The following is a 24,158-nucleotide window of genomic DNA, read 5'->3' on the forward strand; positions in this document are numbered from 1 at the left end:
CATCACGTGCCCCGAGCGACCCGGCCGTTGCGGCTGCTGCGCCGCGTGCCGCGTACCCCCGGCGCCGTGCGGACCTACGTACTCGTCGTGCTGCTCGGCGTCTGCGGCGTCGCCATCCTGGAACTCGTACGCGAACAGACCGGCACGCCCGGCTTCTTCGTCGGTCTGGGCCTGGCCCTGGTGCCGGTGGCGCCGCTCCTGGCCACGTTCCGCTGGGTGGGGCGGGCCGTACCGCATCCGTGGGCGCAGTTGGCGTTCTGCTTCGGCTGGGGGGCGTGCGCCGCGGCGCTGATCGCCATACTGGCCAACAGTTTCGCGACCGAGTGGATAGCCGCGGCCACCGCCGATCCCTCCGGTGCCGACCGGCTCGGCTCGGTGGCGATCGCTCCGGTGGTCGAGGAGAGCGCCAAGGCGGCCGCCCTGCTGCTGGTGTTCCTGTTCGGGAGACGCCAGTTCACCGGCCCGTCCGACGGTTTCGTGATGGCCGGTTTCACCGCCACCGGCTTCGCCTTCACCGAGAACATCCTCTACTTCGGCAACGCCTTCGACGAGGACGTCGCGAACGGCACCGGCGTGCTGGACTCCGTGACCGCGGCGACGTTCTTCGTCCGGGGCGTCATGTCCCCGTTCGCCCATCCGCTGTTCACCGTGGCCACCGGTCTCGGCTTCGGCGCCGCCGCGCTCGCGGTGCGCCGTACGCGCCGGATCGGCCTGCCCCTGCTCGGTCTGGCCTCGGCGATGGGGCTGCACGCCCTGTGGAACAGCTCCTCGGACCTGGGCGAGTCCGGGTTCTACGTGGTCTACGGCTGTGTGATGGTCCCGGCGTTCGGGCTGCTGGCCTGGCTGGCCGTGTGGATACGGCGCCGCCGACTGCGGGCGGTCGCCGGGGAGCTCGCCGTGTACGCGGCCGCCGGCTGGCTGAGCCCCGCCGAGGTGCCCGCGCTGGTGTCGATGCCCGCGCGCTCCCTGGCCCGCGCGCTGGCCCGGAGCACGGGGGGCCGGCCCGCGGGACGGGCGGTCGCCCTGTACGAAGCCGATGCCGCGGCCCTGGCTCTGCTACGCCACCGCGCGCGCGGCGCAGGCGCGGCCCGGGAGCCGGATTTCACCGGGCGGGAGCGGGAGTTGCTGCGCCGGCTGTGGCTGCGCCGCGCGACGGCGGGCCCGGCGCTGTCCCGGGCCGCGGTGCTGGAGGAGTTGCTCCCGCCCTGGTTCGATCCCCTGGGCCCCCTCGACGGGCCGGCCCTGGGCCTCGTACCGGGTCCTAGACGTTCAGGCCCCGTGCCTTCAGCCATGACAGCGGGTCCACCGTGACGCCGCCCTTGCGCACTTCGAGGTGGAGGTGGGGGCCGGTGACGTTGCCGGTCGCGCCGACCCGGCCGATGGTGTCGCCCCCGGCGACGGAGCCGCCGGTCACCGACATCGAGGACAGGTGGCAGTACCAGATCTCGGTGCCGTCGGGGAGCTCCAGCACGATGCGGTAGCCGTACGCCCCGGACCAGCCGGCCGAGGTGATCTTGCCGGCGCCGACCGCCTTGACGGGGGTGCCGGTCGGGGCGGCGAAGTCGAGGCCGGTGTGCTGGCCGGAGGACCACATCGAGCCGGAGGCGCCGTAGTGCGAGGTGAGGGTGTAGGCCGAGGTGGGCAGGAAGAAGGATCCGGCCGACCGGGCGGCGCTCTCCGCCTTGGCCTTGGCCTCGGCGGCCTCCTTGGCCGCCAGCGCCTGGCGTGCTTCCTCGGCCGCGGCCTTCTCGGCCGCCTCCGCCGCGGCCTTCTCGGCCGCCTCCGCCGCGGCCTTCTCGGCCGCTTCCTTCGCCGCCTGGGCATCGCGGGCCTGCTGCGCCGCGGTCTCCTGCGCCACCCGCTCGGCCTCCGCCCGCTCCTGGGCCGCGGCGGCCTCCTGCTGGGACTCGGCCTGCTGGAGGATGCGGCTGCGCAGCAGCTCGCCCGCGTCGGATCGGCGGTCGGCCTGCTGCGGGATGATCCCCGACCGGGCCGGCTCCGCGGACCGCGCGGCGACGGCGTCCCCGTCGGCGGAGTCCTGGTCCGCGCCGCCGAGGGCCTCCGGGAGGGAGGGCAGCGACGGCAGGGATATGGCGACCTGGGGCCGGTCCTGCGCGGTGGCGATGCCGCCCGCGCCGACGGCGGCGATCACGCCGACGCCGAGGACGGTGGAGGAACGGGCCAGTCCCCCGCGCTGCTTGAGCACGCGGTGCTTGCCGCGGGGCGGCCGGGCCGAGTCCTCGGTCGGGTTCCACTCGCCCCAGGCTCCGGCGGTGGGCTGCTCCTGGACGTCGATGCCTTCAGGGGCAGGCGAGTTGGAGGCCACCGGGGCACACTCCTCATGGGCGAGCACGCGCACGGTGCCGTCTCTTGCGACGGCTGGGACGACCGCTCTGCGTTATCGAACGGTAATAGAGAAAGGGGAGTGATTCCAAGCAGTTGCGATTGATCGTTCACGACAATCAGCCACCACCCGTACAGCTCTGGCCTGGACTTCTCACCACACTCGGTGATCAACCCGGGCAAAAAACGGCCACCTCTCCCACCTCTCGCGCCACATCTTCACATTGATGGTCCGTCAGATAGCTTGCCGAACGCACCTCTCCGGTCACGCTCCGTCCCGTTTCGGGATCACCCGCACGGTCCGCCGCCGGTTCGGCTGCCGCACACCCGGCCTGGTCACCGCCAGCAGGGCCATGTCGTCCGTCGTCGCGCCGCCCGTGTGGCGGCGGACATCGGTGGCGAGCGCGCCCAGCAGCTCGTCGGGTCCGGGGAAGACGCGCCCGCGCAGCAGGGCCGCCGGATCGTAGAAGGCCCCCGTCCCGTCCCGGGCCTCGGTCAGCCCGTCCGTGTACAGGAGCAGCGTCGCGCCCTCCGGGAAGGGCCACGCCTGCGCGTGGTCCGGCCAGCCGCCCAGCTCCCCCATGCCGAGGGGCAGCGCCGGCTCGGCGGGCGCCAGCTCCGCGAGGCCGCCGTTCGCGTACAGCAGCAGCGGCTCGGGGTGGCCGCGGTTGACGAGCCGCAGCAGGCCCGCACCCGGCGGGATCTCGCCGAGCACGCACGTCGTGAACCCCTCCACCGCGTCGAGGCTGTCGCGCCGGTTCCCCTCCCGGGCCAGCGCCCGCTCCAGCCGCCGGGCCACCCCCTCCAGCGTGGGCTCGCTCTCGGCCGCCTCCCGGAACGCCCCGAGCACCACGGCCACCGCCTCGACGGCCCCGAGCCCCTTCCCCCGTACGTCGCCCACCGCGAGGCGCACCCCGTACGGGGTGTCCTGCACGGCGTAGAGGTCGCCGCCGATGAACGCGTCCGCCTGCGCGGCCTCGTACGAGGCGGAGACCTGGAGGCCCGCGATCCGCTCGGCGGGCGTCGGCAGCACGGCGCGCTGGGCGGCCTCGGCGATGCCGCGCGCGGAGGCGAGCTGCTCCGTACCGCGCCGCACGACGATGTTGATCAGCGTGGCCAGCCCGGAGACGGTCAGGACGGTGACCAGCTCGGTCATGGCCTCCACCTTGAAGGTGGTGCCGTAGTAGACGTGCAGCACGGCCACGGCGAAGGTGGCCACGACCCCGGTGAGGACGGTGGCCCGGAGCGTGAACAGCGGGGCAGCGATGAGCGGGGCGGCTGAGAAGAAGGGGGAGCCGGTGAAGCTGGGCGGGGTCAGCAGGTCGAAGAGGAAGCCGAGGGCGATCAGGGTGCCCGGGAGCATCTTGACGATCCGGCGGACCACGGCGCTGCCGGCGACCGCGCCGAAGACGCGCTCGCCCCTGCCCTGCCGGCCCAGCCCCACCACGCTGCTCTCCTGCCGCCCGGTCCGCCTCGCCCCCCAAGGCTGGGGGCAGCAGGGCCCGTACGGCGACCCGGGCGGGACCGTTCGAGTGACGGGACGCGCACCGCGCACACGACGAAGGCCCGGTCCCCCAAGGGGACCGGGCCTTCGTACTGAGTAGCGGGGGCAGGATTTGAACCTACGACCTCTGGGTTATGAGCCCAGCGAGCTACCGAGCTGCTCCACCCCGCGTCGGTAAACCCAACTCTACGCCATCCGGGGGGAGCCCCCCGCCAATTAACGCCCGAGCCACTCCGGAACAGCACATCACCGCAGGTCAGAGCCGTAAAACCGGCCAGCTGGGGGCGATCGGCCTCCGTGGGCGGGTCCGGGCCGCACGCGCCCGACCGCCCCTCTGACTCCCCCTCAGGACGCGGAAACGCCCCACCCGGCGGACCGGGCGGGGCGTTGTGAGCCGCAGGCGCTCACGTGCCGTCGACTGTCGGCGTCCGCGTCCAGCTCACCGCGTAGTACACCAGCCGCGCGTCCTCACCGACGGGGAGCATGCCGGCGGCCGTCATCACGTGCTGCGAGGCCGTGTTCTCCCGGTCGGTGTCGCCCGCCACCGAGAGCGCGCCGTGAGTGCGGGCGTGCTCCAGCAGCGCCCGCAGGGCCTCGGCGGCGTAGCCCCGACCGCGTACGGCGGGGGCCAGCCCGTAACCGACGGTCACCCGGCCATCCTCGTCAGCGGGGCCGTGGAACCCCGCGCCGCCGATCAGCGGTCCGTCGGAGCGGCGTTGGATCTCGAACGCCCCGTACGGTGCGGGGTCCCCCGTGTCGGCCAGTACCCGCAGGTACCGCTCGGCCCCGGCCCGGTCCCCGGCGTCCGGATACCCCTCGGCCCGGCGGTCCTCCGGGCCCGGCAGTCCGGCGGCGAGGCGCCGGGCCCGGGCCGCATCGAGCGGGAGGAGGACGAGGCGTCGGGTGCGCAGCGGTTCCATGCTCCAGGGAATACCAACCGCACCCCGCGTACCGCACCCGGATTTCGGCCGCGCAAGGCCATGGAGAGCAACTCGCTCTTCACGGCGGACATCGACTGGCCGACCGTACGCCGGGAGGCCTTCGCCCGCGCGGGAAGCGCCCAGGCACCCGCCGATACGTACGGGGCCGTCAGGCAGGCCTTGCGGGCCCTCGGGGACCGCCACAGCCACTTCATGACCCCCCGGGAAGCCGAGCAGGCGCTGAGCCCGGCACCCGGCACCTCCGCGCTGCCGGAGGCAAGGATGCTCACCGGTTCCATCGGCTACCTGTCCCTGCCCGCGGTGTCGTCGGACCGCGCCGCCGCGGCCTACGTGCAGCAGGCCCGGAAGGCCGTCGCGGAGACCGACGCACAAGGGGCCGGAGGGTGGATCGTGGACCTGCGCGGCAACACGGGCGGGGACATGTGGGGACGGCTCGCCGCGGTGGGGCCCCTCCTCGGTGACGGGGACGTCGGAGCGTTCGTGGAGGCCGACGGAAAACGGACGCCGTGGATGATCGAGAACGGCACGCCGCGCCAGTACCTCGCCACCTGGGGCCCCGCCGCCCCGCCGGCCCGTGCCGCTCCGGCGGTGGCGGTGCTCACGAACGGCCGGACCGCGAGCGCGGCCGAAGCCGTGGCCATCGCCTTCCGCGGCCGCCCCGACCCCCGGAGCTTCGGCCAGGCAACCCGCGGCGTCCCCACGGGAAACGACTCCCACCCCCTCCCGGACGGCGCGCTCATCCTCCTGACACAGGCCCGTGAGGCCGATCGCACCGGCCGGATCCACAACGGCCCCCTCCCGCCCGACGAAGCGGTCCCGGACGACACCCGCAGCCTCGGCAACGGCCAGGACCGGACACTCGAAGCCGCAGCCCGCTGGCTCAACGGCCTCACACCTACGAGGCCGTAGCGGGGCTTGGGGACGCACGCGCATCGCTCGCGCATCACTCGCGCACGGGCCCGGGAACGACTTAGGGACCACCTACCAACGTCGGTAGGTGGTCCCTAAGTACCAGGTCAGAGGCTTTCCCTCGGCCCGGGGAGCAGTAGGCCATGTCGGACTCGAACCGACAACCAACGGATTAAAAGTCCGCTGCTCTGCCAATTGAGCTAATGGCCCTCGGCGTGCTCACCCCAGAGCATAGCCGCAGAGCGCCGGACAGCCGATCGTAAATCGGCTGTCCGGCCCGGCGATGTCGGTGCGGCTCACGAAGCCGGCTGGGCGAAAGCCAGGCCCACGCGGTCCGCGGGGTTCGGTGTGACGCGCAGGCTCTGCTTCACCACCGGTACACCGTCGGGGCCGGGGTGACGCTCTGGATTCCCCCGTGGGTGGAGTCGGGGCCGCCTGCGACGTGAGCCGCACCGTCGGCGCCAAGTACCAGCGGGGTGTCCACGGTGCGGGTCAACAGGGTGCGCTTCGCACCACCGTTGACGGGCAGTGCCACGAGTGCCTGGCTCGATGTGTATCGGACCTGGTCGACGAGCCAGTCACCAACGGGCCGGACCGCGATCGTGGTTGACGAGGGGACGTCGACCCTGCGGGTCACGCCGAGGTCGGCTCGCTCGCGCAGGACCACCGTGCCCAGGGCCCTTGGCGTCCGAGGCTCGGACCTTGAACCGCGCGGACCCGATCTTCTCCGGCGCCGCCACCCCTGCGGCAGTGTCAGGGTCTCCGTCCACCCCGAGGCCAGACCATTGATCGTGAGGGGACCGCTCGTCCCTGTTTCCACAGCCGCCCGTCGGGAGCCGCGGGACCCGCCGTGGCAGGTGCGGCGCCCACCACCCCGAACCCCACGGCCAGAGCGAGCGCGGCGGCGCCCAGTACGCGCGAGCGTGGCACAGACCGTCCCCCAGCAAGAGCGGGGGACCCCTCCGCGCATCACGTTCGCCGTGCCCCCCGGCACAAAGGCTGCGGAGCCTGGCAACAACGCCGACAGGGCCCCTACGACGGGTGTCGTAGGGGCCCTGTCAGGCGATCAGTTCAGCGGCTGGTCTCAGCCGTTGCGCTTCCAGCGGGGCTTGTCGTCGCGGCGGCCGAAGGAGGAGCCACCGGTCGAGCCGGAGCCGGAGGGGCGGTTGTCGTCGCGGCGGCCGTACGGGCGGTCGCCGCCGGCGGCCGGACGGTCGCCGCCGGCGCGGAAGCCACCGCCGGTGGGACGGTCGTCGCGGCGGAAGCCACCACCGGTGGGACGGTCGCCGCCGGCGCGGAAGCCACCGCCGGCCGGACGGTCGCCGCCCGAGCGGAAGCCACCGCCGGTGGGACGGTCGCCGCCGGAGCGGAAGCCGCCACGGTCGCCACCGCGGTCGTCACGGTTGAAGCCACCGGACGGACGGTCGTCGCGGCGGAAGCCGCCACGGTCGCCACCGCGGTCGTCACGGTTGAAGCCGCCCGAGGGGCGGTCGTCGCGACGGAAGCCACCACCGGTGGGACGGTCGCCGCCGGAGCGGAAGCCGCCGCCGGCCGGACGGTCGCCACCGGAGCGGAAGCCGCCGCCGGCCGGACGGTCGCCGCCCGAGCGGAAGCCACCACCGGTGGGACGGTCGCCACCGGAGCGGAAGCCGCCACGGTCGCCACCGCGGTCGTCACGGTTGAAGCCGCCCGAGGGGCGGTCGTCGCGACGGAAGCCACCACCGGTGGGACGGTCGCCGCCGGAGCGGAAGCCGCCACGGTCGCCACCGCGGTCACCACGGTCGTCGCGACGGAAGCCGCCACGGTCGCCGCCACGGTCACCGCGGTCGTCGCGACGGTTGTCACGGCGCTCGTAGTTGCCGCGGTCGTCACGGCTCTGGAACGCGGGGCGCTCCTCCGCGACCGGCTCGGCCACGGCAGCCGCGACCTCGGCCTCGGCGGCCTCGACCACCTCGGCGACAGCGGCGTCCGGGTCCTCGCCGCGCTCGCGAGCGGAGCGGGCGACCAGGCGGTCGGCCTCCTCGCGCAGCTCGACGGCACGGCGCGACAGGCGCTCGAGCTGCTTGGTGAGGTCGGCGACCTCGCGCTCGGCCTGCTTCGCGGCGTTGTTCGCGGAGTCGGCCTGGACCTGGGTCAGCGAACGGGCACCGGTGATCTCGGCGACCTCGGGGTCGAAGGCGCCGACGCCCTGGACGATGTGGCGCGAGGCGTCGACGCCCGCGTCCTCCATCAGGCGGAAGATCTGGCGGCGCTGGTGCGGAAGCGCCAGCGACACGACGACACCGGACTTGCCGGCGCGGGCGGTACGGCCCGAGCGGTGCAGGTAGTCCTTGTGGTCGCCGGCCGGGTCCACGTTCAGGACCAGGTCGATGCCGTCGACGTGGATGCCGCGGGCGGCGACGTCGGTGGCGACGAGCGCGTTGACGTAGCCGTCCTTGAAGTCGGCGAGGACGCGGGTACGGGCACCCTGCGTCATGCCGCCGTGCAGCGCGTCGGCCTTCACGCCGGACTCGATGAGCTGCTCGGCGATGCGGTCGGCGCCCAGCTGGGTGCGGACGAAGATGATGGTGCGGCCCTTGCGGGCGGCGATGGCGGCCGTGACCGGCGCCTTGTCCTTCGGCTTCACGACGAGGACGTGGTGCGTCATGGTCGTGACGTTGCCCTGCGCGCTGTCGACCTCGTGCGTGACGGGGTTGGTCAGGTAGCGCTTGACCAGGGTGCCGATCTCGTTCTCCATGGTGGCGGAGAAGAGCATGCGCTGGCCGCCGCCGGGGATCTGGTCGAGCAGCTCGGTGACCTCGGGCAGGAAGCCCAGGTCCGCCATCTGGTCGGCCTCGTCGAGGACCGCGACCTGGACGTTCGCCAGGGAGCAGGCGCCACGGTTGATGATGTCGCGCAGACGGCCCGGGGTGGCGACGAGGACGTCGACACCGCGCTCCAGAGCGAAGATCTGGTTGCTCATGGAGGTACCGCCGCAGACGACCTTCATCTTGAGGCCGAGCACGTCGCCGTAGGGCTGGAGAGCGTCGGCGACCTGCATCGCGAGCTCACGCGTCGGCGTCAGGATGATCGCGCGGGGCTTCTTCTTCTCGGTGTGCCCGCCGGCCAGCGAGGCCAGGGTCGGCAGACCGAAGGAGAGGGTCTTGCCGGAGCCGGTGCGGCCGCGGCCGAGGATGTCCTTGCCGGCCAGGGCGTCCGGGATGGTCGCGGCCTGGATCGGGAAGGGCGCGGTGACACCGTTCTGCGCGAGCTTGCGCACGATGCCTTCCGGCAGACCGAGGTCGCCGAAGGTCAGGGTGGGCTCGGCGTCGGCGTCGTCGGCCGCGGCCTCGTCGTCGAACGCGTCGGTGGAGTCGGTGGAGTCCTCGAAGGAGTCGTCGGACTCGTCGGACTCGTCGGACCCGTGGTTCGTCACGTCGGCCTCGAGGGCCTCGATGATCTCGTCGGCGACTACGGCCTCGATGGCCTCGGTGACCGCGAGGGTCTCGGCGTCGACGATCTCGTTGGAGTCGTTCTCGGGCATGACGGAACGGTCAGAACTGGAAATGGACATGCGAAATGCGAAACCTTCCGGAGTCTCGGCACGCGCCCAAACTCCGTGAATTCGCAAATCGACCGCCTCAATGCGGTCAGCCACGGCTGGGGAGAGTACGCGCCACGCGGCGCTCTTCGGAGTCGGCGCCGGGCAATGGGATCAAACGATCTATAACCATACGCACCCTCCCCGGGGTCTGGCAAGTCCCTCCCCCGAAGAAGGCTCTGACCTGCGAAAACACCATCCGCCCGCCAGACCTCGGCGGGCGGATCGAGCCGGGACGGAGCCGGGATCAGGCCTACGGCTGGGTGCCCGGATCACCCGTCGGCTCCGGCTTCGGCGGCTCCGGACTCGGTGTGGGTTCCGTCACGGGCGGCGGGGTGACCGGCGGGGCGGGACTCGGCGGCTCCGGGGTCGGGGAGGCGGGCTGGCCGCCCCCGGAGGAGCCGCCTCCGCCGGAGCCCGAGCCGGACCCGGAACCGCCCGCCGGAGGCTGCTGGGGGCCTTGGCCGCCGACTCCGCCCCCCGGACCCGCCGACGGTGAGGGGGCCCCGGGCGGACCGGCCGGGGCGCCCGGACTGGGGGAGGCCCCGGCCGCGCCGGAGACGCTGCCCGGCGCCCCGGCCTTGCCGTCCTGGCTCCCCGTACCGCCCTTCGCCCCGGGGCCGCCGCCCTGGGTCCCGGCGCTCTTCCCGGACGAGGAGCCGCCGCCGGACTTGCCGCCCTGGAGGCCCGTCGGCGCGGAGGGCCCGGGCTTCGCGGCGTCCTCCCCGACACTCATGCACCCGGCGGTCACCACCACCGCGAGCGCGGCGACGGCGAGGCGGAGCGACCGGGGGGATCGGAGGGAAGCGGACAACTGGCGCACGGGGCACCTCCGGAACGCTGGCAAGGGTCCGCGGTGAGCGGGTCAGTGTGCCCAACTCCCTGCGCCCCGTAAGGGACACGCCCCAACACGCCGCAAGGAGGGCGGGCGGCGCGCCCTCAGGCGAACAGTTGTCCCGCCACCTGATGACCGAGCGTGACCCCACCCAGCCCGACCAGCACCGAGGCCGCCACGTTCGCCACCGCCAGGAACTTCCAGCCCCGCTCCGCAAGGCGCAGCGTCTCGTAGGAGAACGTCGAGTAGGTGCTCAGTGCCCCGCACAGCCCCGTACCGAGCAGCAGGTTCAGCCGCGAGGAGGCGGCCCCGTCCAGCACCGCCCCGGTCAGCGCCCCCAGCACCAGGGAGGCGGCCGCGTTCACCGCGAAGGTCCCCCAGGGGAAGACCGAGTCGTGCCGCGCCTGCACCGCGCGGTCGGTGAGGTACCGCAGGGGCGCCCCGACGGCGGCGCCCACCATGACGATCAGCCAGTTCATCCCCGCCCCCGGTCCGGGCCCCGGCCCCGCCCCCGGCCGTCGCCGACCGCGCGCCGGGTGATCACGGCCGCAGCCCACACCGCGCTCAGCGCCCCGGCCACCGTGAGCCCGGCGTACGCCAGCGCGGTACCGGCCTCACCGGCGTCGAGCAGCCGCGCGAAGTCCACCGCGTAGGTGGAGAAGGTGGTGAACCCGCCGAGCACCCCGACCCCGAGGAAGGGCCGTACGAGGGGATGCGCCGACCGGCCGCCCTCGCTGATCAGCACCATGAGGACGCCGATGAGCGCGCAGCCCGCCACGTTGATCCAGAAGGTCCCCCAGGGGAAGGCCCCGGGAGCGGCCGGCCACAGCAGCCCGACCCCGTACCGCGCAGCGGCCCCCACGGCACCGCCCGCCGCCACGGCGGCGAGCACCCGGCGCTGCGGTTCGGCGCGCTGCGCCGGCACGTGCAGGTCCACGTCCGGGTCGATGGCCTCGGCCCCCTCGGCCGGCCGGGTCATCCGCGCTCCGCCTCGTCTGTCGCCACCGGCCCATTCTCGCGCGCCGGGTCCGGGCCCGCCGGAAAGGAGCCGCCGGGTCCGAGACGGGCAAGCGGCGGGAGTCCGGGGGAGGTCCGGGGAAGCCGGGGGAAACGGTCCGGCGCAATCGGACCGCGGCACGGGAGAATGGCCCCGTGCTGGAGATGACGCGTGACGCGTTCGAAGAGCTGGTGGCCGAAGCGCTGGACTCGATCCCCGAGGAGCTGACCCGGGTCATGGACAACGTGGCCGTCTTCGTGGAGGACGAGCCCGCCACCGACGACCCCGACCTGCTCGGCCTCTACGAGGGGACCCCGCTCACGGAGCGCGGCGAGTGGTACGCCGGGGTCCTGCCCGACCGGATCTCGATCTACATGGGGCCGACCCTGCGGATGTGCGAGAACACCGACGAGGTGGTCCACGAGGTCGCCGTGACGGTGGTCCACGAGATCGCCCACCACTTCGGCATCGACGACGAGCGGCTCCACGAACTCGGCTGGGGCTGACCGCTCGGGCCGGGTCCGGCCCGCCCCGGACCCGCCCGCCGAAACCGTTTTGGCGATCGCCCCCGGGATCCCATATGCTTCTCACGTCCCCGACGCGCTGGAAAGTGCCCGGCGGGCCTTTAGCCCTCATCGTCTAGTGGCCCAGGACGCCGCCCTTTCAAGGCGGTAGCACGGGTTCGAATCCCGTTGGGGGTACGCATTACCGTGTGCGAGACTTGTTCTCGCACATTGCAAGGACCTGTGGAGCAGTTGGTTAGCTCGCCACCCTGTCAAGGTGGAGGTCGCGGGTTCAAGTCCCGTCAGGTTCGCTGAAGCCGGAAACGGTTTCGTGGCTGGGTAGCTCAGTTGGTACGAGCGATCGCCTGAAAAGCGATAGGTCGCCGGTTCGACCCCGGCCCCAGCCACCAGGGAATCGAGAAGGCCCCGTCCATCGGACGGGGCCTTCTTCGTCATTCCGTACCTGCCTCCGCCGCCATCCGGGCCCGCCGGCGCCACTGCGCCAGGCCGGTGCCCGCCGCCGCCAGGGCCACCAGCCCGAGCAGCGCCCAGTCCGGAACCGCGTCCGCCACGGCCTGCACCCGCTGCTCCACCGCGAACGAATCGTCCACGTCCAGCAGCCCCGGCAGGGCGCTCGCCCCGTCGTACGCCAGGAACAGCGCGCCGAGCAGGATGAAGAACAGGCCCGAGGCCAGCGAGGTCGTGTGCAGTTCGAAGCGGCCGGCCGAGAAGGCGCGGCCGCGCAGCCAGCGTCGGCGTCCCAGGTCGAAGCGCTCCCAGAGCAGTGCCAGCACGAACAGCGGCACGGCCATGCCCAGCGCGTACACCGCCAGCAGCAGGCCCCCGTAGACCGGGCTGCCGCTGACCGCCGCCACCGTCAGGACGCTGCCGAGGATGGGACCGGCGCAGAAGCCGGCCAGGCCGTAGACCGCGCCCAGCGCGTACACCGACAGGGCGGTGGTCGGCCGGATCCTTCCCGACAGCTCCGAGATCCGCTTCGAGACGAAGCCCAGCCCGAGGATCTGGGCGAGCCCGAGCCCGATGATCAGCCAGCCGCCGAACAGCACGAGCCCCTCGCGGTGGCCGTGGAAGAACCGCCCGGCGTACGAACCGGCCGCCCCCAGCGGTACGAGGGTGCTCGCGAGGCCCGCGTAGAAGATCCCGGTGCGCGCCAGCAGCCGCGAGGTGGAGTCGATGGAGTACGCGAAGAAGGCGGGCAGCAGCAGCGCGCTGCACGGGCTGAGCAGCGCGAGGAGGCCGCCGAGCAGGGCGGCCAGGTATCCGACGTCGGTCACTTCGCGGCCGCCTGCGCCTTGGCCTTGGCGATGGCGGCGTCGAAGGCCGCCGGGGGCTGGGCTCCGGCGATGGGCTGCCCGTTGACCAGGAAGGACGGGGTGGAGGTGACGCCGATGCGGTACCCCTCCTCCCGGTCCTTGGCCAGCGCGGCGGCGGCCTGCTCCCCGGCCATGTCCTTCGTGAAGCGCTCCAGGTCCGGAACCCCGGCGTCGCGCGCCAGCTCGGTCAGCCGCTCCGCGCCGAAGCCCTTCTCCTTGGCGCCCTCGGCGTACGCGGCGGCGTGGAACTGCGCGAAGCGGTCCTGCTGGCCCGCCGCCCAGGCGGCCTTGGCGGCGGCCTCGGAGTCGGCGCCGAAGATCGGGAAGTTGCGCCACTCGATGCGCAGGGTGCCGTCCGCCACGTACTTCTTCACCAGCTCGGGCTCGGTGTCTCGGGCGAACTTGCCGCAGTAGCCGCACTTGAAGTCGGAGTACTCGATCAGGACGACGGGGGCGTCGGCCCGGCCGACGGCCAGCTTGTCCCCCGATTCCCGGCGGGCCAGCGCCTTGAGCTGCGCGACGGGGTCCGTGGTGGATCCGGTCTCCGGAGCGGAAGCCGCGGACGGCCGGGCGGGGCCGGCGGCGCTGTCCTCGGGCTTGGTGGCCTGCCAGGAGACGAGGCCGAGGGTGACGGCGGCGAGGGCGACCCCGGCGGAGATCAGCAGGGGCTTGCGGGAGGAAGAGGAAGGAGAGGGAGAAGGGGACATGCGGGTGCTCCAGAGCTGTGCGGGACGGGAGGGGCGGGCCGGGCGGACCGGCGGCTGATGCGGCCGGTCCTCCTAGACCCGCATCACGGACAGCTCCAGCGGCGACGGCGCCCACTGGCCGGGCCCGCGTACGAGGACCCGTACGGGTGCCGCCCGCGACGGGACCGCCACCTCGGGCCCGAGCCGCGCGGGCGGGGCCTGGGCCTGCGCCTGGTCGGGCCCCGCCCGCGCCGGCAGGGCTGGTACGCCGTCCCGGCCGGCGGATCCCGGGTCACAGGCGGGCCCGCCCGGCCCGGCGGAGGCGGAGACGGACGCGGAGACGGAGGCGGACGCGAAGGCCGCGACGTGAGCGGAGCCCGCCGCCGCGTGGACCGAGGCCCGCACGGACCCCGCCCCGGAGGCCGAGACGGCCGAGACGGCCGGGACCAGCGGGACCGCCGGAGCCGCCTGCGCCGCCGGGGCGGCTGCCGCCTGGAAGGTCCCGGCCAGCAGGGCCCAGCCCAGCAGCACCGCGAACACGCACCGGAGGCGGCGGCTGCGGGACATCGGGGCGGCCTCTCGCTGGGACGTCGGTGGGACATCGCTGGGGACACGTCGGGGGGACACATCGGGGTAACGCTCGGCGGACTCGTCCCGAAATGGTACGGGTCGGCCCCACAAATGCGTTCGCCACCCGGCACCTACGGGTGAGATCCTCGACCAGGTATGTCTACTTCCTTCGCCGCCCTGCAGACGCTTCTCGGTGAGATCTCCCTCCGTGACGCGCACCGCCTCGGCCGCCGCCTCGAAGGCGCCCGCCGCATCCGCAAGCCCGAGGCCAAGCAGGCCGTGCTCGACGAGATCGCCGCGGAGGCCGCAACGGCCGCCGCGCGACTGGCCGCGCGCGCCTCGCGGAAGCCCGACGTCACGTATCCCGAGAACCTTCCCGTCAGCCAGAAGAAGGACGAGATCGCCGAGGCGATACGCGACCACCAGGTCGTGATCGTCGCGGGCGAGACCGGCTCCGGCAAGACCACGCAGATCCCCAAGATCTGCATGGAGCTGGGGCGCGGGGTCCGGGGCATGATCGGGCACACCCAGCCCCGCCGGATCGCGGCCCGCACGGTCGCGGAGCGCATCGCGGAGGAGCTGAAGTCCGAGATCGGCCAGACCGTCGGCTGGAAGGTCCGGTTCACCGACCAGGTGGACCAGGACGCGACCTTCGTGAAGCTGATGACGGACGGCATCCTGCTCGCCGAGATCCAGACGGACCGCGAGTTGCGCGCGTACGACACGATCATCATCGACGAGGCCCACGAGCGGTCGCTGAACATCGACTTCCTGCTCGGCTACCTCGCCACGCTGCTGCCCAAGCGTCCCGACCTCAAGGTGATCATCACCTCGGCGACCATCGACCCGCAGCGCTTCTCCCGGCACTTCGGCGAGGCCCCGATCGTCGAGGTCAGCGGCCGGACGTACCCGGTCGAGGTGCGGTACCGCCCACTCCTCGAAGACGACTCCGAGGACAGCGACCGCGACCAGATCACCGCGATCTGCGAGGCCGTGGACGAGCTCCAGGCGGAGGGGCCGGGCGACGTCCTGGTCTTCCTCTCCGGCGAGCGCGAGATCCGCGACACGGCGGACGCGCTGGAGAAGCGCAAGCTCCGCCTGACCGAGGTGCTCCCCCTCTACGCGCGGCTCTCGCACGCCGAGCAGCACCGCGTCTTCCAGCAGCACACCGGGCGCAGGATCGTCCTCGCGACCAACGTCGCCGAGACCTCCCTCACCGTCCCCGGCATCAAGTACGTGATCGACCCGGGCACCGCCCGCATCTCCCGCTACAGCCACCGCACCAAGGTCCAGCGGCTGCCCATCGAGCGGATCTCGCAGGCCAGCGCCAACCAGCGCAAGGGCCGCTGCGGCCGTACCAGCGACGGCATCTGCATCCGCCTCTACTCCGAGGACGACTTCCTGACCCGTCCGGAGTTCACGGACGCCGAGATCCTGCGCACCAACCTCGCCTCCGTCATCCTCCAGATGACCGCGGCCGGCCTCGGCGAGATCGAGGAGTTCCCCTTCATCGACCCGCCGGACCACCGCAACATCCGCGACGGCGTGCAGCTCCTCCAGGAACTCGGCGCGCTCGACCCGGACGAGAAGGACCACAAGAAGCGGCTCACGCCCATGGGCCGCCAGCTCTCCCAGCTGCCCGTGGACCCGCGCCTGGCCCGCATGGTGGTGGAGGCGGACAAGAACAACTGCGTCCGCGAGGTCATGGTCATCGCCGCGGCCCTGTCCATCCAGGACCCGCGCGAGCGGCCCTCGGACAAGCAGACGCAGGCCGACCAGAACCATGCCCGGTTCAAGGACGAGACGAGCGACTTCCTCTCCTTCCTGAACATGTGGCGCTACGTCCGGGAGCAGCAGAAGGAGCGCGGCTCGTCCTCCTTCCGCCGGATGTGCAAGCAGGAGTACCTGAACTTCCTGCGGATCCGCGAATGGCAGGACATCTATTCGCAGCTGCGTACGGTCGCCAAGACCATGGGCATCCACGTCAACGAGGCCGACGCCCCCGAGACGAGCGTGCACATCTCCCTGCTCGCCGGTCTGCTGTCGCACATCGGGCTGAAGGACACGGACAAGAACGAGTACCTGGGCGCCCGGTCGGCCAAGTTCGCGATCTTCCCGGGCTCCTCGCTGTTCAAGAAGCAGCCGAAGTTCCTGATGTCGGCCGAGCTGGTGGAGACCTCGCGGCTGTGGGCCCGGGTCAACGCCAAGGTGGAGCCGGAGTGGGTGGAGCCGCTCGCCCAGCACCTGATCAAGCGCACGTACAGCGAGCCGCACTGGGAGAAGGACCAGGCGGCCGTGATGGCCTTCGAGAAGGTCACGCTGTACGGCGTGCCGATCGTCGCCCAGCGGAAGATCAACTACGGCCGGATCGACGCCGAGGTCTCGCGCGATCTGTTCATTCGCAACGCCCTCGTCGAGGGCGACTGGCGGACCCACCACAAGTTCTACGCCGACAACCGCAAGCTCCTCACCGAGGTGGAGGAGCTGGAGAACCGGGCCCGGCGCCGCGACATCGTGGTCGACGACGAGACGCTCTTCGACTTCTACGACCAGCGGATCCCCGAGCACGTGGTCTCCGGGGCGCACTTCGACTCCTGGTGGAAGCACAAGAAGCGCGACGAGCCCGAACTGCTCGACTTCGAGCGGGAGATGCTCCTGACGGAGAAGGCGGCCGGGGTCACCAAGGCCGACTATCCGGACTCCTGGACTCAGGGCCGGCTCAAGTTCCGGGTGACCTACCAGTTCGAGCCGGGCGCGGACGCGGACGGCGTGACCGTCCACATCCCGCTCCAGGTGCTGAACCAGGTCACGGACGAGGGCTTCGACTGGCAGATCCCGGGCCTGCGCGAGGAGGTGGTCACCGAGCTGATCCGGTCCCTCCCGAAGCCGATCCGCCGGCACTACGTGCCCGCGCCGAACTTCGCGACCCGCTTCCTCGCCACCTCGCACCCGCTACAGGAGCCGCTGCACGTGACGCTGGCCCGGGAGCTCCAGCGGATGGTCGGGGTCCCGGTCAGCGCCGAGGACTTCGATCTGGCCCGGATCCCCGACCACCTGAAGATCACCTTCCGGATCGTCGACGAGCGCCGCAAGAACCTCGCCGAGGCCAAGGACCTGGAGGCCCTGCGGCTCCAGCTCAAGCCCAAGGCCCGCCAGGCCCTCTCGCAGGCCGCCGCGGCCAGCGCCGAGCGCGAGGGCGGGGAGTCGGTGGAGAAGACCGGGCTGACGGACTGGACGATCGGCACGCTGACCAAGGTCTTCGAGACCCGCCGGGCCGGCCAGCCCGTGAAGGCGTACCCGGCACTCGTGGACGCCGGTACGAGCGTCTCCGTACGCCTCTTCGACACCGAGGCCGAGCAGCAGCAGGCGATGCGGCTCGGCACCCGTCGGCTGATCCTGCTCAACATCACGGTGAACCCGGCGAAATTCGCCTCGGACCACCTGAGCAACCAGCAGAAGCTGGCGCTGTCGCGCAACCCGCACGGCTCCATCCAGGCGCTGTTCGACGACTGCGCCACCGCGGCGGCCGACCACCTGATCGCGCGGCACGGCGGACCGGCGTGGGACGAGGCGGGCTTCCGCAAGCTCTACGAGGCCGTGCGGACCGACCTGGTGGACACGACCGTACGGACGATCACGCAGGTGCAGCAGGTGCTGGCCGCCTGGCAGGCCTGTGAACGCCGCCTGAAGACCACGGCCAGCCTCGCCCTGGTGGCCAACGTCCAGGACGTCAAGACGCAGCTCGCGGCCCTCATGCCGGCCGGCTTCGTCACGCTGACCGGGCTGCGCCGGCTGCCGGACCTGATGCGCTACCTGGTGGCGATCGACCGGCGGCTCCAGCAGATGCCCACGGGTGTCCAGCGCGACACGACGCGCATGGAGAAGGTGCACGAGATGCGGGACGAGTACCTGTGGCTGCTGGAGCAGTTGCCGAAGGGCAGGCCGGTCCCGGCGGAGGTCACCGAGATCCGCTGGATGATCGAGGAACTGCGGGTCAGCTACTTCGCGCACGCCCTGGGAACGGCCTATCCGGTCTCCGACAAGCGCATCGTGAAGGCGGTGGACGCGGCGGCCCCGGGGCCTGCTCGGTGATCGGGTTCGACTGCACCCCCTGAGCTGCGGTACAGTCTGATTCGCAGCCGCCCAACGGCCGCAAATCAAGGACCTGTGGAGCAGTTGGTTAGCTCGCCACCCTGTCAAGGTGGAGGTCGCGGGTTCAAGTCCCGTCAGGTTCGCAAGATCGTCAGGGCCCGCATCCCCAGGGATGCGGGCCCTGACGCGTTTCCGGGTACCGGGGTGCGGGACGGTTGTGGGGACGGCTGCAGAACGGTTGCGGGACGGTTGCCGGGCGGGTATCAGGCCCGAAGACGAGACCTCCCGGCCCGGCGGCCCACCAGCCCGCCCCACGGCCCCGATTGGGCTCCTGAGGCGCGCTGGACCCCACCCGGCTCCCCCGCGGCGCCCCGAGGGGCACCCAGAGGCCCGCCGCGGGCCCGCGGGTGAACACTCCGCCCGCACCTCGCCCAAAGCCCCGTCGGCGGCCCCACCGGACGTTCCGCCGGAGCGCGCCCGCAGCCCGGCCGGCCGGAGCAGCGCCCGGAGCCGCCCGCGGCCCGCGCCTCCTCCGGCCGGCCCGGCCGCGGGAAAAATCGCCCGTCCGGATGACGCGCCCTGCGCGACACGTCCCTTTACGGGGTGCATTGCCTGATCCACAAGAGTGATCATCTGTGACGGGAGTCACCCCATGCGTTTTTGAGACGCACTCTTTTATGGGGTCCATACGCCCTCTCGATTTTATATGTGCCATTGCACCTACCCCGGCCGACTCCGCACACCAGCTCGATAATCCCCTGACCAGGGCATAAAAAAGATCGCGCTGGACCCGGCGGAGTCCAGCGCGATCGAACGACTGATGAACCCGTTGGGGCAGGTCCGGTCGTTTGAAGCTATGTGGGGCTCATCGGATTGGGGGACCCGATATAGACCCGGCAATAAGGGGTGCTGCGGAACCTCAGGCCTCGCTGCGCTGCTGCGGAATTCCCGCAAGCAGTGCGCGGACCTCAGCCTCGCGGTAGCGGCGGTGTCCACCCAGGGTGCGGATGGACGTGAGCTTGCCAGCCTTGGCCCAACGGGTGACCGTCTTCGGGTCCACGCGGAACATCGTGGCAACCTCAGCCGGGGTCAGCAGCGGCTCGGCATCAGGGGTGCGAGCGGTCATGAGCGGCCTCCTCGGGAGAACCGAACCATCTCGGTTCTTTCCTCTAAATTCTGCACCTTGGCCCACGTTGCCCGAAATGGACATACGCGGACCGAGTCGGTTATAGGACGAACGGCTTGTCCTCGGCACTACAACTACACCATCCGTCCAGCCGTGACGGCCAAACCGATGGAATTGCCCTCCGAGGTGTTCATCAGCGGCGGAAGCCGATGGACCGTCCCATAACGGACAGTCACCCCACTGTGACGATCAGTCACAGAGCGATCAGGAGTCGTCAGACCCCCCGTAGAGTGCAATACCGAGCATTCCGCCCTTAGTTGGACGGAAGGAACCCTCCCCGGACTCCTTGTCCTATTTTGGCACGAGGGTAGGGGAAGGGCGCAAGGGTGTAGAAAGTGCGGTCCGTCACGCTTGGGCCAATGGCCCGTATCGGGACGTAGGTCCCGGAACAAAGACCCAAAAGAGGGCATCACGGTCTTGAGCTGGCCGTTCTCTTCCGTGCTCGGCCGATCGGCGGATGGACAACCGCGTCCTGAGTCGCTACTCGAGTCGCGCAGGTCACTCGAACCACCCGGATCACCCGGATCACCCGGATAACGGACATCACCGGCATCACGGAGATCACCTGGTTCCGGAACCTGACGACTCAGTTGGCGAAGAGTCTCTCCCGGACCGCCCGCCACCGCTCCGCCAGGGCCCCGTACGTCCGCGCCGCCCCGTCCCGGTCCCCCGCCCGCAGGGCCGCGAGCCCCGCCGCCAGGTCCGCCGCCGAGTGGTCGGCCTCCAGCCGGTCCTCCGGCAGGGCGTGCAGCAGCCCGCCGTAGTCCAGCTCCACCATCGAGCGGGGGTGGAACTCCTCCAGCCAGCTCCCGACCTCCACCAGCCCCTCGGCGAGCATTCCGTACCCCTCCGCCTCCCGCAGGGTCCGCAGCCCCCGTGCGAGCCGGCGCCGGGCCTGCACCATCGGCGTCCGGTAGCGCAGCCCCTCGCCCGGCACGTACTCCCGCTCCTCGTCGGCCACCAGCACGAACCAGCGCAGCGGCACCTGCCAGACACCCGTACGGATCCACGGCCGCGCATCGGGGTTCCGCCCGCGCCAGTCCTCGTACTCCTCGGCCGCCCGGCGGCGCGCGGCCGCCGGCAGGGCGGCGTCCAGCACCGGGAGCGGGAACTCGGCCACCAGCTCCTGGAGCGCGAGCCAGCCGCGCAGCCTCGTACGCCAGGGGCAGACCAGCAGGACTCCGCCGACCTCGGCGGTGAAGGCGTCCGCGCTCTCGTGCGCCGGGACCCCGACCACGGGCACCCGTACCAAATCCACCAGCGACCGGCGCAGTTCGTCCTGGGCCGTCGGGGTGGCCCCGCGCCGGGCGTAGTCGGCCCAGTGGGTGCGCTCGGGCTCCGGGAAGGCCGTCAGGGGCTCGTAGACCCGCAGGTAGGAGGCGTAGGGGACGACGGGGGCCGAGCGGGCGGACGGCAGCCGGGGATCGGGGGATTCGCTCACGCTCTCGTACTCCCCCGCCCCGCCCGGCGCTACTCCGACGGGCGGTCGCCCGCCCGCCTCCCACCCGTGAGTGTCCCGATCTCCGGACCGGGAGGATCGCAGGGCCCCCGAGGTCTTACGCTGCTCCCAGCACGCCCTCCCCCACCCGCAGGGCGGGCGTCTTTCCCGCCGCATCTCATCCATGGGAGTCACCACCGTGACCGAAATGACCGACGGCGTCCTGCACACCCTGTTCCGCAGTGAACAGGGCGGCCACGAGCAAGTCGTGCTGTGCCAGGACCGAGCCTCCGGCCTGAAGGCCGTCATCGCGATCCACTCCACCGCCCTGGGCCCGGCCCTCGGCGGTACGCGCTTCCACGCGTACGCCTCCGACGAGGAGGCCGTCCTCGACGCGCTGAACCTCTCGCGCGGCATGTCGTACAAGAACGCGCTCGCCGGCCTCGACCTCGGCGGCGGCAAGGCCGTCATCATCGGCGACCCGGACGTCTTGAAGTCCGAGGAACTGCTGCTGGCCTACGGCCGGTTCGTGGAGTCCCTCGGCGGCCGCTACGTGACCGCCTGCGACGTCGGCACCTACGTGGCCGACATGGACGTCGTGGCCCGCGAGACCCGCTGGGCGACCGGCCGCTCCCCCGAGAACGGCGGCGCCGGCGACTCCTCGGTCCTCACCGCCTTCGGCGTCTTCCAGGGCATGCGCGCCAGCGCCCAGCACCTGTGGGGCGACCCGACCCTGCGCGGCCGCAAGGTCGGCGTCGCGGGCGTCGGCAAGGTCGGCCACCACCTGGTCGAGCACCTGCTGGAGGACGGCGCCGAGGTCGTCATCACGGACGTCCGCGCCGAGTCCGTGCAGCGGATCTTGGACAAGCACCCGGGCAAGGTGACCGCCGTCGCCGACACCGGGGCGCTGATCCGCGTGGAGGGCCTGGACATCTACGCCCCCTGCGCGCTCGGCGGGGCACTGAACGACGAGTCCGTGCCCGCCCTCACCGCCAAGATCGTCTGCGGCGCGGCGAACAACCAGCTCGCCCACCCGGGCATCGAGAAGGACCTCGCGGACCGCGGGATCCTCTACGCGCCGGACTACGTGGTCAACGCGGGCGGGGTCATCCAGGTCGCCGACGAGCTGCGCGGCTTCGACTTCGACCGCTGCAAGGCCAAGGCCGCGAAGATCTTCGACACCACCCTGGAGATCTTCGCACGTGCGAAGTCGGACGGGATTCCGCCGGCCGCGGCGGCCGACCGCATCGCCGAGCAGCGGATGGCGGACGCCCGCACGGCACGCACCGCCTGACCCTCACGGGGCCCTGACGGGGCTTCCGGGGCGGCCCGCCGGGGCGCAGCGAGACGGAACTCACTGCGCTTCGGCGGGTCGCCCGTCAGGAAAGGGCTAAAATCGCAGCTGACCAGCGAGGACGGGGCGCCTTGCTGGTACTGCACCGGGGCGCGTCATGCGGGCGGCGTACCGTATGGCCGCGGAAGCAGGTACCGTTAAACCCCTACGGACGGTCTCTCCACGGAGAGCCCGCTCCGAACCATGAACGCGTGTCAGACTCTGGGGCCGTCGAGCCCCGTCACCGAGGGGGTCGAGCCATGGGGCGCGGCCGGGCAAAGGCCAAGCAGACGAAGGTCGCCCGCCAGCTGAAGTACAGCAGCGGCGGGACTGACTTGTCGCGTCTGGCCAATGAGCTGGGCGCATCGCACACGGAACCGCTGCCTGTCAGCGAGCCGGTCGTCGATGACGAGCTTGATGATGATGACGAGGACGACCCGTACGCCAAGTACGCGGAGCGCTACAACAGCGATGACGACGACGAGGACGAAGAGTCCGGTCCGTCCGTCTACCGTCGCGGTGCTTGACGCGCCACTCGGCGTCGGACACGCGGTGCGCTGATCCTCTTCCTCAGCAGCGGCACACAGCTTCACATGTACGGAAACCCGGTCCAGGGCATCGCCCCGGGCCGGGTTTCCGTGCTGTTCGCGCAGGTGGGAGCGGCGCTCCCGCAACCGGTCAGCTCGCGTAGTCGCCGGTCATCGTCGCGCCCTCGGTGTGGTCGCCGCGGTCCAGGATCTCTCCCGCGACCCAGGCGTCGACGCCCCGGTCGGCCAGGGCGGTCAGGGCCACGTCCACCGACTCCTGCGGGACCACGGCCATCATGCCGACGCCCATGTTCAGGGTCTTCTCCAGCTCCAGGCGTTCCACCTGACCGGCCTTGCCGACCAGGTCGAAGATCGCGCCGGGGGTCCACGTCGAGCGGTCGACCGTGGCGTGCAGGTGGTCCGGGATCACCCGGGCGAGGTTCGCCGCGAGGCCGCCGCCCGTGATGTGGGAGTAGGCGTGCACGTCGGCCGTACGGGTGAGGGCCATGCAGTCCAGCGAGTAGATCTTGGTGGGCTCCAGCAGCTCTTCGCCGAGGGTCCGGCCGAGCTCCTCGACGTGGCCCTCCAGGGACATTCCGGCCCGGTCGAAGAGGACGTGGCGGACCAGTGAGTACCCGTTCGAGTGAAGACCGGAGGACGCCATCGCGATGACGGCGTCGCCCGTACGGATGCGGTCCGCGCCCAGCAGCCGGTCGTACTCGACGACGCCGGTGCCGGCGCCCGCCACGTCGAAGTCGTCCGGGCCCAGCAGGCCCGGGTGTTCGGCGGTCTCGCCGCCGACCAGGGCGCAGCCGGCCAGGACGCAGCCCTCGGCGATGCCCTTGACGATGGCCGCGACGCGCTCGGGGTGGACCTTGCCGACGCAGATGTAGTCGGTCATGAAGAGCGGCTCGGCGCCGCAGACGACGATGTCGTCCATGACCATCGCGACGAGGTCGTGGCCGATGGTGTCGTACACGCCCATGCGGCGGGCGATGTCCACCTTGGTGCCGACCCCGTCGGTGGCGGAGGCGAGCAGGGGGCGCTCGTAGCGCTTGAGGGCGGAGGCGTCGAAGAGGCCGGCGAATCCGCCGAGGCCGCCGAGGACCTCGGGGCGCTGCGTCTTCTTCACCCACTCCTTCATCAGCTCGACGGCGCGGTCTCCCGCGTCGATGTCCACGCCCGCGGCTGCGTAGCTGGCACCGGTGGTCTTCTCTGTCATGACAGGAGAGAGCTTTCGTGTCGTTGCTGCGAGTGGTGCGAGGCCCCGGAAAAGCCTGAAAGAGAAGGCCTCGCGCAGGTTGAGCAGGGATGAGGGGGGCCTGGAGGGCTTGCGGTCCGCGGGCTCGGGCGAGCCCGCGGACCGTGGCGTTGTCTCAG

General features: G+C 71.9%; 20 protein-coding genes and 6 tRNA genes. 10 read left to right on the forward strand and 16 right to left on the reverse strand.

The features are described 5' to 3' along the window. Positions 1 to 6: 6 nt before the first annotated feature. Complete coding sequence (locus AC6CKD_RS18790; protein ID WP_498328623.1) at positions 7 to 1,311, forward strand: PrsW family intramembrane metalloprotease; 1,305 nt, start codon at positions 7 to 9, stop codon at positions 1,309 to 1,311. On the opposite strand, the gene AC6CKD_RS18795 is transcribed toward AC6CKD_RS18790, so the two are convergent. The 4 genes from AC6CKD_RS18795 to AC6CKD_RS18810 all read right to left on the reverse strand — a co-directional run bounded on the left by AC6CKD_RS18795 (position 1,262) and on the right by AC6CKD_RS18810 (position 4,767). Next, complete coding sequence (locus AC6CKD_RS18795; RefSeq protein WP_498328624.1) at positions 1,262 to 2,326, reverse strand: M23 family metallopeptidase; 1,065 nt, start codon at positions 2,324 to 2,326, stop codon at positions 1,262 to 1,264. The two genes, AC6CKD_RS18790 and AC6CKD_RS18795, sit on opposite strands and share 50 nt — an antisense overlap. 282 nt (positions 2,327 to 2,608) lie before the next feature. Beyond that, positions 2,609 to 3,790, reverse strand: a complete 1,182-nt coding sequence (locus tag AC6CKD_RS18800; RefSeq protein WP_498328625.1) for a PP2C family protein-serine/threonine phosphatase — start codon at positions 3,788 to 3,790, stop codon at positions 2,609 to 2,611. 154 nt (positions 3,791 to 3,944) lie between these two features. Then, positions 3,945 to 4,018, reverse strand: a tRNA-Met gene (locus AC6CKD_RS18805). Between the two features lie 233 nt (positions 4,019 to 4,251). Continuing rightward, complete coding sequence (locus AC6CKD_RS18810; protein WP_498328626.1) at positions 4,252 to 4,767, reverse strand: GNAT family N-acetyltransferase; 516 nt, start codon at positions 4,765 to 4,767, stop codon at positions 4,252 to 4,254. Between the two features lie 60 nt (positions 4,768 to 4,827). Between AC6CKD_RS18810 and AC6CKD_RS18815 the strand changes: the two genes are divergently transcribed. Continuing rightward, positions 4,828 to 5,697 (forward strand): S41 family peptidase, encoded by an 870-nt coding sequence (locus AC6CKD_RS18815; protein ID WP_498328627.1) that lies wholly within the window; start codon positions 4,828 to 4,830, stop codon positions 5,695 to 5,697. A 137-nt stretch (positions 5,698 to 5,834) separates the two neighbouring features. Here the strand turns inward: AC6CKD_RS18815 and AC6CKD_RS18820 are convergent. The 6 genes from AC6CKD_RS18820 to AC6CKD_RS18845 all read right to left on the reverse strand — a co-directional run bounded on the left by AC6CKD_RS18820 (position 5,835) and on the right by AC6CKD_RS18845 (position 11,091). After that, a tRNA-Lys gene (locus AC6CKD_RS18820) sits at positions 5,835 to 5,907 on the reverse strand. Positions 5,908 to 6,064: 157 nt separating this feature from the next. Next, on the reverse strand, positions 6,065 to 6,364 hold the full coding sequence (locus AC6CKD_RS18825; protein WP_498328628.1) for a hypothetical protein: 300 nt from the start codon (positions 6,362 to 6,364) through the stop codon (positions 6,065 to 6,067). Between the two features lie 417 nt (positions 6,365 to 6,781). Continuing rightward, on the reverse strand, positions 6,782 to 9,250 hold the full coding sequence (locus tag AC6CKD_RS18830; RefSeq protein ID WP_498328629.1) for a DEAD/DEAH box helicase: 2,469 nt from the start codon (positions 9,248 to 9,250) through the stop codon (positions 6,782 to 6,784). A gap of 280 nt (positions 9,251 to 9,530) precedes the next feature. Beyond that, entirely contained in the window at positions 9,531 to 10,013 is a 483-nt protein-coding gene (locus AC6CKD_RS18835; RefSeq protein ID WP_498328630.1) for a hypothetical protein, read from the reverse strand. 203 nt (positions 10,014 to 10,216) lie between these two features. After that, on the reverse strand, positions 10,217 to 10,591 hold the full coding sequence (crcB, locus tag AC6CKD_RS18840; protein ID WP_498328631.1) for a fluoride efflux transporter CrcB: 375 nt from the start codon (positions 10,589 to 10,591) through the stop codon (positions 10,217 to 10,219). After that, positions 10,588 to 11,091, reverse strand: coding sequence for a FluC/FEX family fluoride channel (locus tag AC6CKD_RS18845; RefSeq protein ID WP_498328632.1), 504 nt, complete (start codon positions 11,089 to 11,091; stop codon positions 10,588 to 10,590). The genes crcB and AC6CKD_RS18845 overlap by 4 nt, the downstream gene beginning before the upstream one ends. Before the next feature lie 173 nt (positions 11,092 to 11,264). Here AC6CKD_RS18845 and AC6CKD_RS18850 point away from each other — a divergent pair, with 173 nt between their 5' ends. The 4 genes from AC6CKD_RS18850 (at position 11,265) to AC6CKD_RS18865 (ending at position 12,022) form a co-directional block, all read left to right on the forward strand. Next, positions 11,265 to 11,615: a metallopeptidase family protein gene (locus tag AC6CKD_RS18850; protein WP_498328633.1), complete on the forward strand. Its 351-nt coding sequence runs from the start codon at positions 11,265 to 11,267 to the stop codon at positions 11,613 to 11,615. Between the two features lie 122 nt (positions 11,616 to 11,737). After that, positions 11,738 to 11,810 (forward strand) — tRNA-Glu (locus AC6CKD_RS18855). Between the two features lie 39 nt (positions 11,811 to 11,849). After that, positions 11,850 to 11,923 (forward strand) — tRNA-Asp (locus tag AC6CKD_RS18860). A gap of 22 nt (positions 11,924 to 11,945) precedes the next feature. Next, a tRNA-Phe gene (locus tag AC6CKD_RS18865) sits at positions 11,946 to 12,022 on the forward strand. A gap of 42 nt (positions 12,023 to 12,064) precedes the next feature. Here the strand turns inward: AC6CKD_RS18865 and AC6CKD_RS18870 are convergent. The 3 genes from AC6CKD_RS18870 to AC6CKD_RS18880 form a co-directional block, all read right to left on the reverse strand. After that, on the reverse strand, positions 12,065 to 12,907 hold the full coding sequence (locus AC6CKD_RS18870; RefSeq protein ID WP_498328634.1) for a cytochrome c biogenesis CcdA family protein: 843 nt from the start codon (positions 12,905 to 12,907) through the stop codon (positions 12,065 to 12,067). Then, positions 12,904 to 13,653: a DsbA family protein gene (locus tag AC6CKD_RS18875; RefSeq protein ID WP_498328635.1), complete on the reverse strand. Its 750-nt coding sequence runs from the start codon at positions 13,651 to 13,653 to the stop codon at positions 12,904 to 12,906. Before AC6CKD_RS18875 ends, AC6CKD_RS18870 begins: the two co-directional genes overlap by 4 nt. Before the next feature lie 72 nt (positions 13,654 to 13,725). Continuing rightward, the gene (locus AC6CKD_RS18880) at positions 13,726 to 14,199 is read right to left on the reverse strand and encodes a hypothetical protein (RefSeq protein WP_498328636.1); all 474 of its coding nucleotides are present in this window, start codon (positions 14,197 to 14,199) and stop codon (positions 13,726 to 13,728) included. Between the two features lie 159 nt (positions 14,200 to 14,358). Here AC6CKD_RS18880 and hrpA point away from each other — a divergent pair, with 159 nt between their 5' ends. Together hrpA and AC6CKD_RS18890 are read left to right on the forward strand one after the other, a co-directional pair. Next, positions 14,359 to 18,294 (forward strand): ATP-dependent RNA helicase HrpA, encoded by a 3,936-nt coding sequence (gene hrpA, locus AC6CKD_RS18885; RefSeq protein ID WP_498328637.1) that lies wholly within the window; start codon positions 14,359 to 14,361, stop codon positions 18,292 to 18,294. A 69-nt stretch (positions 18,295 to 18,363) separates the two neighbouring features. Beyond that, positions 18,364 to 18,437, forward strand: a tRNA-Asp gene (locus AC6CKD_RS18890). Positions 18,438 to 19,213: 776 nt separating this feature from the next. Here the strand turns inward: AC6CKD_RS18890 and bldC are convergent. Together bldC and AC6CKD_RS18900 are read right to left on the reverse strand one after the other, a co-directional pair. Next, positions 19,214 to 19,420 carry a developmental transcriptional regulator BldC gene (bldC, locus tag AC6CKD_RS18895; protein ID WP_003949541.1) on the reverse strand — a complete coding sequence of 69 codons (207 nt, stop codon included), beginning with the start codon at positions 19,418 to 19,420 and terminating at the stop codon, positions 19,214 to 19,216. Positions 19,421 to 20,066: 646 nt separating this feature from the next. Continuing rightward, entirely contained in the window at positions 20,067 to 20,921 is an 855-nt protein-coding gene (locus AC6CKD_RS18900; protein ID WP_498328638.1) for a DUF8083 family protein, read from the reverse strand. 196 nt (positions 20,922 to 21,117) lie between these two features. Between AC6CKD_RS18900 and AC6CKD_RS18905 the strand changes: the two genes are divergently transcribed. Further along, positions 21,118 to 22,212, forward strand: a complete 1,095-nt coding sequence (locus AC6CKD_RS18905; protein ID WP_498328639.1) for a Leu/Phe/Val dehydrogenase — start codon at positions 21,118 to 21,120, stop codon at positions 22,210 to 22,212. Positions 22,213 to 22,511: 299 nt separating this feature from the next. Continuing rightward, entirely contained in the window at positions 22,512 to 22,778 is a 267-nt protein-coding gene (locus AC6CKD_RS18910; RefSeq protein ID WP_266878982.1) for a DUF3073 domain-containing protein, read from the forward strand. 151 nt (positions 22,779 to 22,929) lie between these two features. On the opposite strand, the gene purM is transcribed toward AC6CKD_RS18910, so the two are convergent. Beyond that, the gene (gene purM / locus AC6CKD_RS18915; RefSeq protein ID WP_498328640.1) at positions 22,930 to 24,000 is read right to left on the reverse strand and encodes a phosphoribosylformylglycinamidine cyclo-ligase; all 1,071 of its coding nucleotides are present in this window, start codon (positions 23,998 to 24,000) and stop codon (positions 22,930 to 22,932) included. Positions 24,001 to 24,158 lie beyond the last annotated feature (158 nt).

This window comes from Streptomyces sp. GQ60 (genome assembly GCF_059758875.1).